General features: G+C 37.1%; 9 protein-coding genes and 4 tRNA genes. 2 read left to right on the forward strand and 11 right to left on the reverse strand.

Going from position 1 to position 11,948, the window contains the following annotated elements; translation table 11 throughout:
• Window positions 1-37: 37 nt before the first annotated feature.
• On the reverse strand, window positions 38-1,096 hold the full coding sequence (locus tag XM47_RS06910; RefSeq protein ID WP_048691081.1) for an AI-2E family transporter: 1,059 nt from the start codon (window positions 1,094-1,096) through the stop codon (window positions 38-40).
• 89 nt (window positions 1,097-1,185) lie between these two features.
• Here XM47_RS06910 and folX point away from each other — a divergent pair, with 89 nt between their 5' ends.
• Window positions 1,186-1,551 carry a dihydroneopterin triphosphate 2'-epimerase gene (gene folX / locus XM47_RS06915; protein WP_048691274.1) on the forward strand — a complete coding sequence of 122 codons (366 nt, stop codon included), beginning with the start codon at window positions 1,186-1,188 and terminating at the stop codon, window positions 1,549-1,551.
• Between the two features lie 38 nt (window positions 1,552-1,589).
• The gene (locus tag XM47_RS06920) at window positions 1,590-2,480 is read left to right on the forward strand and encodes a TIGR01777 family oxidoreductase (protein ID WP_048691083.1); all 891 of its coding nucleotides are present in this window, start codon (window positions 1,590-1,592) and stop codon (window positions 2,478-2,480) included.
• A 97-nt stretch (window positions 2,481-2,577) separates the two neighbouring features.
• Here XM47_RS06920 and XM47_RS06925 read toward each other — a convergent pair whose 3' ends face one another.
• The 10 genes from XM47_RS06925 to XM47_RS06970 all read right to left on the reverse strand — a co-directional run bounded on the left by XM47_RS06925 (window position 2,578) and on the right by XM47_RS06970 (window position 11,768).
• Window positions 2,578-4,479: a SurA N-terminal domain-containing protein gene (locus XM47_RS06925; protein WP_048691084.1), complete on the reverse strand. Its 1,902-nt coding sequence runs from the start codon at window positions 4,477-4,479 to the stop codon at window positions 2,578-2,580.
• Window positions 4,480-4,614: 135 nt separating this feature from the next.
• A complete protein-coding gene (gene hupB / locus XM47_RS06930) occupies window positions 4,615-4,890 on the reverse strand; it encodes a nucleoid-associated protein HU-beta (RefSeq protein WP_048691086.1) in 276 nt (91 codons plus the stop codon).
• 233 nt (window positions 4,891-5,123) lie between these two features.
• A complete protein-coding gene (lon, locus tag XM47_RS06935; RefSeq protein WP_048691088.1) occupies window positions 5,124-7,472 on the reverse strand; it encodes an endopeptidase La in 2,349 nt (782 codons plus the stop codon).
• 248 nt (window positions 7,473-7,720) lie between these two features.
• The gene (gene clpX / locus XM47_RS06940; protein ID WP_048691089.1) at window positions 7,721-9,010 is read right to left on the reverse strand and encodes an ATP-dependent Clp protease ATP-binding subunit ClpX; all 1,290 of its coding nucleotides are present in this window, start codon (window positions 9,008-9,010) and stop codon (window positions 7,721-7,723) included.
• Between the two features lie 57 nt (window positions 9,011-9,067).
• The gene (gene clpP, locus XM47_RS06945) at window positions 9,068-9,691 is read right to left on the reverse strand and encodes an ATP-dependent Clp endopeptidase proteolytic subunit ClpP (RefSeq protein ID WP_048691091.1); all 624 of its coding nucleotides are present in this window, start codon (window positions 9,689-9,691) and stop codon (window positions 9,068-9,070) included.
• Window positions 9,692-9,786: 95 nt separating this feature from the next.
• The gene (tig, locus tag XM47_RS06950; protein ID WP_048691092.1) at window positions 9,787-11,085 is read right to left on the reverse strand and encodes a trigger factor; all 1,299 of its coding nucleotides are present in this window, start codon (window positions 11,083-11,085) and stop codon (window positions 9,787-9,789) included.
• A gap of 297 nt (window positions 11,086-11,382) precedes the next feature.
• A tRNA-Pro gene (locus tag XM47_RS06955) sits at window positions 11,383-11,459 on the reverse strand.
• A gap of 19 nt (window positions 11,460-11,478) precedes the next feature.
• Window positions 11,479-11,554 (reverse strand) — tRNA-His (locus XM47_RS06960).
• A 22-nt stretch (window positions 11,555-11,576) separates the two neighbouring features.
• Window positions 11,577-11,653: transfer RNA gene (locus XM47_RS06965), tRNA-Arg, on the reverse strand.
• Window positions 11,654-11,691: 38 nt separating this feature from the next.
• Window positions 11,692-11,768: transfer RNA gene (locus tag XM47_RS06970), tRNA-Pro, on the reverse strand.
• Window positions 11,769-11,948 lie beyond the last annotated feature (180 nt).

The raw sequence follows: 11,948 nt of genomic DNA on the forward strand, positions 1-11,948 counted from the left end.
TAATTTAAGTATAGACCTTATATAATTTTTTGAATTGTTATTCTATCGTGTCTTGCTTTACAGCTAAATCGACCTCATCTTGATTGGATAACATAACAGCAAACCATCTGGTATGTTCAGATGCTTCAGTCGCTATCTTCACAACCATAGTAAGTGGCACAGAAAGTAGCATACCAACAGTACCGAGTAGCCAACCCCAAAATACTAAAGATAAGAAGACCACAAGTGTAGATAGACCAAGTCCTTTCCCCATGTATTTAGGCTCAACAACATTACCCATAATAGTATTAATTAATATATAACCAATGCCGACAATACCAGCAGCAAGCGGACTTACCTGAATAAAGGCTAATAACACAGCAGGCACAGCTGCAATAATTGACCCTATAGTAGGAATATAATTGAGTAGAAATGCTAAAACGCCCCACAGCACAAAATAATCAATACCAACAGCCCAACATAATAAACCTGCAATCAAACCAGTTAATAAGCTAATAACGGTTTTGATCGCCAAATAATTATTAACTGATTGCAAAAAGTCATCAATTCGACTTAAGTGCATTTTAGGATCTTGCCATGCCAAATGCAGTTTTTTTGAAACTGTGCCTGACTCTACCAACATGAAAACTGTCGTTAATAATATTAAGAAAAAGTTAGCCATCGCATTGCCTAAACCACTCAACATATTGGTTGCTAATGACATAGCTGCACCGGGATCAAGATGCGTCATAACTTGCTCACGGTTTAAGTGGATATTAAATGTTGCAAGTTGATTAGTAACCCAGCCAATCTCCTGCTGTAACTTTTCCTTATACATAGGTAAGTCTTGACTAAAATTGTTCAGCGAATTCCCCACTAGACCCGCGAAAGAAAAACCTAGAGTTAAAATAATAATAACGACTAAGCTAATCGCTAACATTTTAGGCAACTTAATTTTTTCCAGCGAAGAAATAACAGGCTGGCAAATAATCGCGATAAAGATAGATAATAAAAATGGCACGACTAATTGCTGAGAAACCTTAATCCCAGCGAGTACTATGACCAAAGCAGCGAAGGTCAAAATAAATCGAGTTGCTGGGTTATTATAATTAGGCATATATGTATCTATCCTTTGATATAAATTTAATTAACGGCAGTATATACTCAAACAAAAGTCGGCAAAACAAAAACGAGATAAAGTTAACAATGCATAAAAATAATATCGCAAAAATCCAAGTCAAAAATTTAAGATTAAGAACTTATATTGGAATAAAAGAAGAAGAGATTCAAAATAAGCAAGATGTAGTTGTGAACCTGGTAATTCATTATTGTGCAGATCAGGCCGCGGCAAGTGATAATATGGAAGACGCATTAAACTACCGCGATATAACTAAACGTATCATTCAACTCGTCGAAGACAATCGCTTTTACCTCTTAGAAAAATTAACCAATGATATTTTAGATATCGCTTGTGAACATGACTGGGTAACCTATGCTGAAGCAGAGGTAGATAAACCTCATGCGCTGAGATTTGCTGATTCAGTTTCTTTAACACTGAGCAGAACCAAATAAGCATTTACTTCGTTCATTCCTAAAAATAGGAAGTTAAGATGAAAATATTGATTACAGGTGGAACAGGTTTAATTGGTAAAGCTTTAATCGCCGAGTTAATTAACCAGCATGAAATCCATGTGCTCACTCGGTCTGTCAGAAAAGCCAAAAAACATATGCCAGATCAGGTTCATCTTACAACCAAATTACCTAAAGATAGTAAATTTGATTTTGACATTATTATAAATTTAGCTGGTGAACCCATTGCAAACCGACGTTGGTCCGATTCGCAAAAAGAAAAGATTTGTCGAAGCAGATGGGATATAACGGAAAACCTAGTCACTCGCATCAAGCAAGCTAAAGTTAAACCAAGTGTATTTATCTCAGGCTCTGCTATTGGGTATTATGGTAGACAGCCTAGTACAACTAAAGTGACAGAAAATAACGACATGGTACACCCAGAGTTTACCCATGAAGTATGCCGTATGTGGGAAAGCTTAGCGCTTCAGGCAGAAAACGACAGTCGGGTCTGCATCATTAGGACAGGTTTAGTGCTAGCTCAGCAAGGTGGAGCGATCGCCAAAATGAGACCAGCATACAAGTTGGGTTTGGGCGGTCCGATTTCACATGGTCAGCAAGTCATGTCTTGGATTAGCTTAGCAGATCATATTAAAGCCTTACTGTTTTTGATCAATAATGAAAAATGCCAGGGTGTTTACAATTTAACAGCTCCTAACCCAATTTCGAACAACGAATTTAGTCAAACCTTGGCCAAACAACTAAATAGACCTAATTTATTTAGAATGCCGAGCTTTGTACTAAAACTAATCTTTGGCGAAATGTCCGATCTACTATTAACAGGGCAAGCAGTCTATCCTGAAAAGTTATTGAATGAAGGCTTTGAGTTTAGCTATCCAGAGCTAGCTGATGCCTTAAGAACGCTAAAGTGAAACAAATAAACTTAACGAACACTTTTTAAAGAGATTAAAAACCAAAAAACCGATTGTTAAACAATCGGTTTTTATTAAGATTAAGTTAAATGATTAACTAGGCGCCAGTTCTAACCTTATAAAGCGCAACATCAGCATCTTCTCTTAATGCTTTAATCACGGCTTGATAGTTATAGTCAGTTAATGCAGAGTTTAATCTTTGCTTAGTAGCCTCATCAACTTTTTCTACATTTTCTGTTGTAATCGAATTTAATTTAATCGCGGCTAACTGATTTTGGTTAACTTCAAGCCAAGTAGCTGATGTTTTATCCTCAGTAGGCGCACTCATTTCGAACGCTTTTCGTGCAATAGCACCTGGTACTTCAGAGCCAAAACGAGCTAATTCAGCTTCCGTTTCTATCGTTAACTTATGCTCATCTAATAAAGATTGAATATCTTCACTAGCAGCCCATTTTTGACTTAAAGTTTGAATCCAAGTTTTAGCAACATCTTTGGCTAAGTCTTGAGAAACCACTTTTGCAATATCCGCTCTAACCTCTTCTAAAGGTTTGGTTCTAGCTGGGTTATGTTGTTTTACTCTAGCCACCACTAAATGCTCACCAGAAACTTCAACTAACTTAGAGTTAAACCCTTCGTCTAAAACATCAGCAGATAATACTTCGTCTAACAGTTTTTGTTCTGAAAATGGGTATGGTGCACTCGCTACATCAAATAATGCTGTTGATTTAATTTCTAATTCAGCTTCTTCTGCGGCTTGAGTAAGTGAGTCCGGCATTTCAAAAGCTAACTCTTCAACTAATTGACGCTTCTCAGCAAATACATCTAACGCGGCTTCATATTGCAGTTTAGAAGTAATTTCATCTTTAACGTCTTCAAGCGGTTTAATTTGTTCAGCTTCAATATCAGTTAATTTAATAATATGAAAGCCAAAACCACTTTGAACAACATCAGAAACATCACCAATATTAGCCAATGCATATGCTGCAGTTTCAAAAGCAGGATCCATCATGCCTTTGCCAAAGAAATCTAAATCACCACCATTTTGACCAGAGAAAGTATCACTTGAATGTGTTTTAGCTAATTCAGCAAAGTCTGCGCCCTGCTTAACTTGAGCTAATAAACCTTCAATGGTTTCTTTTGCCTTCGCTTCATCTTCTCCAGTTTCAATTAAGATATGAGAAGCGCGGCGACGTTCTGGTTTTAAATAGCTCGCTTTATTCTCATTATAGAAATTTTCAATTTCTGAATCTGAAATATCAACCGTTTTGGCTAAATCAGACATAACTAGTTCTAAATATTCAACTTCTAATTGTTGCTCTGTCTCGTACTGCGCAATATTTAATTGATAGTGTGATTCAATTTGCTCATCTGTCACAGTTACGCTATCAGCAAATTGATTAACATCGATTTCAACATATTCAATTGCTCTTTTTTGCATTTGTAATTGTTGAAAGTTCTTCGCTTCGTTGTCTAAGACAAACTCTGAATCTGTTAACGCACTCACAAGTTGTCTGCGAGTCATGTCTTTACGCATGATAGATTTGAATTGTGTCGGAGTATAACCCGCGCGAATTAAGACCTGATTAAATCTATCATTGTTAAATTTACCTTCTACTTGAAATTCTGGCATTTCAAATATGGCTTTTTTAATTTGCTCTTCACTTACTCGAATAGATAAGTTACTTGCTAAATCAAGGATAAGTTGATCTGAGATTAATCTCTCTAAAATCCCATTTTTAAAGTTAGCTAAGTAAGTCGGATCAGCAGTTAATCGACTGAACATATCGCCAAATTGAGATTCCATGCGTGACTTTTCGTTATTATACGCACGCTCTAATTCGCTTTGCTTAATTTCAGTGCCATTTACTTCTGCAACTTGAGTTTCGCCACCTGAGTTTATATATGACCCTACACCAGCAAGAGCAAATGTCACAATAACTAAACCTAAAATACTTTTGGCAACAGGACCCTGACTACCCTCTCGGATTCTTTCTAACATGCTAAATCTCTACTTGATATGGAAACTGACTTACAGCTCTTACAACAGATAATGACTATAAAAATTTAAAGCCTAAAATAAAGAAGGCTTCGATTTTCATCGAAGCCTACTTAATACTAATACTTTTTCGAACGCTTATTTGTTTACAGCGTCTTTAAGTGCTTTACCAGGCTTGAATGCTGGAACTTTAGCAGCTGCAATCTCGATAGTCTCACCAGACTGTGGATTACGACCTGTTCTTGCAGCACGCTCACGTACAGAGAAAGTACCGAAGCCAACTAAAGCAACTTGATCTTCTTCTTGTAATGCTTCAGATACCGCATCAATAAATGAATCTAATGCACGACCTGCTGAAGCTTTTGAGATATCAGCGCCTGCTGCGATTTTGTCGATAAGTTGAGACTTGTTCAAGATTTCATCCCCTTTCAATTGTTATTATACTGCCACTAAATCGTTAATAACGCCGACTGCGGCTGGATTGGTCTAAGATTTATATCAGGCTTATAAAAACTAATCAAGCAATATAAGCCAATTATTTCATTTTTGTAGCTTTGAGCTAGCCCTTTAAACATAAGGCTTAGCGGTTATACAAAAATCCCACACGAAAGATAAATAAGATATTGCCAAATGACAAGTCTTTTTATCTATTTTATTACTTCAAAGCCCTCTGGAGGCTGTTCTAAAGCAATATTTAGTACTTCATCAATCCATTTGACTGGATGTATGCTTAAATTTCCGATTACATTTTCTGGAATTTCTTTTAAGTCTCTTTCATTATCTTTTGGAATAACGACAGTTTTAATCCCACCTCTGTGCGCAGCAAGTAGTTTTTCTTTTAAACCACCTATAGGTAATACTTCACCACGTAAGGTAATTTCGCCTGTCATAGCCACATCACAGCGTACAGGGTTACCCGTTAAGCTAGAAACTAAAGCGGTACACATAGCGATACCCGCACTCGGACCATCTTTAGGCGTAGCCCCTTCAGGTACATGAACATGAATATCACGTTTTTCATAAAAGTCTTCGGCGATTCTTAACTTTTCAGCGCGCGATCGAACAACTGTCATTGCGGCTTGAATCGATTCCTGCATAACATCACCAAGTGATCCTGTTGATGTCATTTTACCTTTACCTGAAACGACAGAGGTTTCTATAGTAAGTAAGTCCCCACCAACCTCTGTCCAAGCTAAACCAGTCACTTGACCGACTTGATTATCACTATCTGCCTTACCATAATCACAACGTTGTACACCTAAGAATTCAGATAAATTATCAGCTGTGATAGTGACTTTCTTAGTCTCTTTTTCCATTAAAATATTCTTAACCGCTCGACGACATAACTTAGAAAGCTCTCTTTCTAAATTGCGCACTCCAGCTTCTCGAGTATAGTAACGAATGACATTTAAAATTGCTGCTTCTTCAATTTCAATTTCATGGGATTTCAAGCCATTACGAGAAATTTGTTTTGGTAATAAATGTCTCGTCGCTATATTCAGTTTTTCATCTTCTGTGTAACCAGATAGTCGAATCACTTCCATACGATCCAATAAAGGACCTGGAATTCTCATACTGTTCGAAGTTGCCACAAACATAATGTCAGAAAGATCGTAGTCCACCTCAAGGTAATGATCGACAAAACTACTATTTTGTTCCGGATCTAACACTTCAAGTAACGCTGAAGCAGGGTCACCTCTCATATCTGACGACATTTTATCTATTTCATCTAACAAGAAGAGTGGGTTTTTAACTCCAACCTTACTCATGTTTTGAATGATTTTACCTGGCATTGAGCCAATATAAGTTCTTCTATGGCCTCTAATTTCTGCTTCGTCACGGACACCACCGAGTGCCATACGAACATATTTACGACCGGTCGATTTAGCGATTGACTGACCTAATGAAGTTTTACCAACCCCTGGAGGTCCCACTAAACATAAAATTGGTCCTTTAACCTTGTTCATTCTTTGTTGAACGGCTAGATACTCAATAATACGTTCTTTAACCTTATCTAAGCCATAATGATCTGTATCTAAAATTTCTTGTGCTTTAGGTAAGTCTTTTTTAACTTTAGAACGCTTTTTCCATGGGACAGAAGTAATCGCTTCGATATAACCACGGACAACCGTAGCTTCAGCCGACATAGGCGACATCATTTTCAATTTTTGTAATTCAGACATAGCTTTTTCTTCAGCTTCTTTAGTCATGCCTGATTCAGTAATTTTTTTAGTTAGCACTTCAAATTCATCAGGTGCATCATCTAATTCACCTAACTCTTTTTGAATCGCTTTCATTTGCTCATTTAAGTAATATTCGCGCTGACTTTTTTCCATTTGCTTTTTAACACGGCTGCGAATTTTCTTTTCAACCTGTAATAAGTCGATTTCACTTTCCATCAGAGCCATTAAAAACTCTAAGCGTTCGGCAACATCAACGATTTCCAATACAGTTTGTTTATCATTTAACTTAAGTGGCATATGTGCAGCCATGGTATCAGCTAACCTTGCAGGCTCTTCAATACCATTTAGAGAAGTTAAAACTTCTGGTGGGATCTTTTTATTCAGTTTTACATAGCCTTCAAACTGACTGATTGCAGAGCGAATTAATACTTCTTGCTCTCTTTCGTCGATATCAGGTGATGGCACCATATCAACTTCAGCATAGAAATATTCATCCGTTTGAATATAACGATTAATTTTGCCGCGCTGATTACCTTCCACTAATACTTTTACAGTACCATCGGGTAATTTAAGCAATTGTAAAATAGTTGCGACTGCACCTATTTCATATATATCCGTGTGCTCAGGTTCATCAACTGAAGCATCTTTTTGCGCAACTAAAAATATTTGCTTGTCATTTTCCATTGCAGCTTCTAAACAACGGATCGATTTTTCACGACCAACAAACAATGGAATTACCATGTGTGGGTAAACCACAACATCACGCAGGGCTAAAACAGGAATATCGATACGGCCTGAATTTTCTATCGTCATTATAATACGTCTCTTTGCAAGGCTGAATGTAATTATTAAAAGAATATGGGGATCGGAATAAGCATATCAAGCAATAACCATATTTTGTATCCGAAAAAACAGATATTGTTCAACTTTTTTCGCTAATGGATTATTTTTTCTACAAATTTAAGCAGTATTGAGTTTAAACGAAGTGGAATCAAGATAGTTCAGTTTGGAACAAATAAAAAAGCGAGCCGTAGCTCGCTTTTAGAATAAGAGAATAAATTTTATTCAGAGACAGCTTGTTTCTCTGGATTCTCATAAATTAAGATAGGGTCAGACTCACCATTAATGACTGTATCATCCACCACAACTTTACTTACACCTTCCATTGAAGGTAGCTCGTACATAGTGTCTAATAATACATTTTCCATGATAGATCTTAATCCACGCGCACCCGTCTTACGCTCCATCGCTTTACTCGCAATAGCACGTAGTGCATCTTCTCTAAACTCTAGTTCAACATCTTCCATTTCGAATAATGCTGAATATTGCTTAGTTAATGCATTTTTAGGCTCGCTCAAAATCTGAATTAACGCTTTTTCATCTAACTCAGTTAAAGTTGCAACAACTGGTAAACGGCCGATAAATTCAGGAATTAAGCCATACTTAACTAAATCTTCTGGCTGAACGTCAGATAGATTTTGAGTTAAGGTTCTCTGCTCTGATTTACCTTTAACTGTTGCACCAAAACCAATGCCAGAGCCGACTTCAGTTCTTTGCTCAATTACTTTATCTAAACCAGCAAAAGCACCACCACATATGAATAAGATCTTTGAAGTATCCACTTGTAAGAACTCTTGTTGTGGATGCTTACGTCCACCTTGTGGTGGAACAGAGGCAATAGTACCTTCAATTAGCTTAAGTAAAGCTTGTTGTACGCCTTCACCAGACACATCTCGAGTAATCGATGGGTTATCTGATTTGCGAGAAATTTTATCAATTTCATCGACATAAACAATACCACGTTGAGCTAGTTCAACATCATAATCACATTTTTGAAGTAATTTTTGAATAATGTTTTCAACATCTTCACCGACATAGCCAGCTTCAGTTAACGTGGTTGCATCAGCCATAGTAAAAGGTACATCTAAGAATCTAGCTAAGGTTTCAGCTAATAATGTTTTACCACTACCTGTTGGACCAATTAGCAAAATGTTACTTTTGCCTAATTCAACATCAACCTTAGATTTCTCACTATTACGTAATCTTTTGTAATGATTATAAACAGCAACAGAAAGCACTCTTTTTGCTAATTTTTGATCGATTACGTAATCATCTAAATGCTTATGAATTTCAACCGGAGTTGGCAATTTTTCTTTAGATGAAGTTGTTTCTGGCGCAATGTCCTTAATCTCTTCACGAATAATATCGTTACAAAGCTCAACACATTCGTCACATATAAACACAGAAGGACCTGCGATTAATTTACGTACTTCATGCTGACTCTTGCCACAAAATGAGCAGTGTAATAGCTTGTTATCGTCGCTACCATCACCTTTGCGGGAATCTGTCATTTAATTACCTCTACTTCTGTATTCTCAAAAAGTAACAATTTAATAGACTAGTTTAGTCTATTTTTCGTTACGTTGAGCTAATATGCTATCGATTAAACCATATTCAAGGGCATCATCAGCAGTCATAAAATTATCACGATCTGTATCGTTAGACAATTTTTCATAATCTTGACCTGTATGTTCTGCCATTAAGCGATTTAACTTTTCTTTAATCGCTAAAATTTCTTTTGCGTGTATTTCAAAATCTGACGCTTGACCTTGGAAACCACCAAGTGGTTGATGAATCATAACGCGAGAATTTGGTAAGCAATGACGTTTACCCTTAGTGCCACCTGATAGTAAAAATGCGCCCATGCTTGCAGCTTGACCAATACAGACTGTTGAAACATCAGGTTTGATAAACTTCATCGTATCATATATGGCCATACCCGCTGTAACTGAACCACCAGGAGAGTTAATATAGATATGAATATCTTTTTCTGGATTTTCTGATTCCAAAAATAAAAGTTGAGCAACGATCAAATTCGCCATGTGGTCTTCAACTTGCCCCACTAGAAAAATAACACGCTCTTTTAATAATCGAGAATAGATATCAAACGAACGCTCACCTTTGGCAGTTTGTTCAATAACCATAGGCACTAAAGCGCTCATTGGATCAAATGTTGAATTTGTTGTATTCATAAATTCCTTTACTCAAAATAAAAATGGCTTGAATGAATCTCATCCAAGCCATTTAAACAAGTCAAACCCTGCTTAGTCAATCTTTTATAGATAAATTAAGCGTGTTTATTCATAATTTCGTCAAAAGACTTAGCTACAGTTTCAACTTGTGCTTGTTCTAATACGAAATCAACAGCCTGCTCTTCCATAACAACATTTTGAATGTTAGTTAACATTTCTTTGTTGCTGTTGTAGTACTCTACAACTTCTTCAGGAGATTCATAAGCAGAAGCTAAGTTTTCGATAGTCTCTTTAACTTTATCTTCATCTACTTTGATTTCACTAGAACGAACAATCTCAGAAAGCAATAAGCCAGTTTTAACACGACGCGCAGCTTGATCTTGGAATAATTCGTTTGGTAATTCAGGTAAGTTTTGGTTACCGTTACCAAATCTTTGTAATGCTTGCTGTTTTAATGCAGAAATTTCTTGCTCAACTAAAGCTTTAGGAACTTCTAAACCAATTGTATCAATTAAACCTGAAATTACATTCTCTTTAACTTTTTGAGTTAAAGCTTGTTTTAGTTCACGTTGCATGTTTTGACGAACTTCAGCTTTAAGTTCTTCAATACCGCCATCTGCAATACCGAATAATTTAACGAAATCAGCATCAATTTCTGGTAAAACCTGTGCTTCAACAGATTTTACATTAATTTTGAATACAGCTGCTTTACCTTTTAAGTTTTCTGCATGGTACTCTTCAGGGAAAGTAACGTTAATTTCTTTCTCATCGCCCGCGCTTAAACCAATAATACCGTCTTCAAAACCTGGGATCATGTTGCCAGAACCAAGTACTAATTTGAAGTCTTCAGCTTTACCGCCTTCAAATACTTCACCGTCGATTGAACCTTCGAAGTCCATAACAACTTGGTCTTTATCTTCAGCAGCTCTTTCTACCGCTTCAAATTTGCCATGTTGCTTACGTAAAGTTTCAATCATATTGTCTAAGTCTGCATCAGTTACTTCAGCAGTTGGCTTTTCAATTTTGATTGACTCTAAACCTTCAATTTTAACTTCTGGGTATACTTCAAATACAGCTGTAAATTGAAAATCACCAGAATCTGTATCTTTTTGGTCTTCAATTTGTGGCGTACCAGCTGGGTTTAATTTTTCTTGAACAACAGCTTGATAAAAGTTTTGTTGCATAACTTCTTGAGCAACTTCACCACGAACAGCAGCACCATAGCGTTTTTTGATTACGCTTACTGGAACTTTACCAGGACGGAAACCGTCAATACGTTGTGTTTTTGCTAAACGTTGTAAACGGTTTTTTACTTCAGATTCTACTTTATCAGCAGGAACTGTAATAGTTACACGGCGTTCTAAGCCTTGAGTTGTTTCTACAGAAACTTGCATTGCTATACCTCAAAATTGTTGAGCCAATATCAGCTCTTTTTTCTTTGGAGCTTATTTTTATTATCGTTAAATTTCTAACCAGCCCTAACTGACTGCCAAAATTAGAAATTAGTTCAATATAACGAGCTCAGAATGGCACTACCCTGCTTAGTAACATGATAATAATTTCAAACAAACTAAAACAGGTTGAATTCTGTACATTAAAAAAATGACGCGACATTATAGCGGTCAGTGTGGACAGAGTCGAGTGTATCAGACAATAAAGGTGGTTTTTTTTAATGAAATTGCAAAAGAAAGTGGTCGGTGATGCAAGATTCGAACTTGCGACCCCTTGGACCCAAACCAAGTGCGCTACCAAGCTGCGCTAATCACCGAAGGAAAACATAAAAGAGATGGGGTGGCTGATGGGACTTGAACCCACGACAACCGGAATCACAATCCGGGGCTCTACCAACTGAGCTACAGCCACCATAATAAAACTGGTGTAAAAATGGCGCGTCCTGTAGGATTCGAACCTACGACCCACGCCTTAGAAGGGCGTTGCTCTATCCAGCTGAGCTAAGGACGCGTATCGAAGAACCATAGGCGCTTCACTTTTTAAAAGAGTGGTCGGTGATGCAAGATTCGAACTTGCGACCCCTTGGACCCAAACCAAGTGCGCTACCAAGCTGCGCTAATCACCGACTGTCGCTGAGGTGTCCCTCAGCAGCGGGGCGCATAATACCCAGCATGAGGGGGCACGTCAAACACTTTTAGTAAAAAAATTTAATATTTTTTCTGTTCGATTATTTTTAAGTCAATTTAGCTATAAAACAACCACTATCAGTTCAATATTTAATCTCAGGCTGTTTTAAGTCAGATTT

This window comes from Catenovulum maritimum (assembly GCF_001050375.1).
Lineage (GTDB): Bacteria > Pseudomonadota > Gammaproteobacteria > Enterobacterales > Alteromonadaceae > Catenovulum > Catenovulum maritimum.

Excerpts from the sequence above, each read along its gene's own strand:
- clpX (WP_048691089.1), bottom strand. The coding sequence starts at position 9,010 with ATGACAGATTCCCGCAAAGGTGATGGTAGCGACGATAACAAGCTATTA.
- folX (WP_048691274.1), top strand. The coding sequence starts at position 1,186 with ATGCATAAAAATAATATCGCAAAAATCCAAGTCAAAAATTTAAGATTA.
- XM47_RS06925 (WP_048691084.1), bottom strand. The coding sequence starts at position 4,479 with ATGTTAGAAAGAATCCGAGAGGGTAGTCAGGGTCCTGTTGCCAAAAGT.
- XM47_RS06920 (WP_048691083.1), top strand. The coding sequence starts at position 1,590 with ATGAAAATATTGATTACAGGTGGAACAGGTTTAATTGGTAAAGCTTTA.
- lon (WP_048691088.1), bottom strand. The coding sequence starts at position 7,472 with ATGACGATAGAAAATTCAGGCCGTATCGATATTCCTGTTTTAGCCCTG.
- XM47_RS06910 (WP_048691081.1), bottom strand. The coding sequence starts at position 1,096 with ATGCCTAATTATAATAACCCAGCAACTCGATTTATTTTGACCTTCGCT.
- clpP (WP_048691091.1), bottom strand. The coding sequence starts at position 9,691 with ATGAATACAACAAATTCAACATTTGATCCAATGAGCGCTTTAGTGCCT.
- tig (WP_048691092.1), bottom strand. The coding sequence starts at position 11,085 with ATGCAAGTTTCTGTAGAAACAACTCAAGGCTTAGAACGCCGTGTAACT.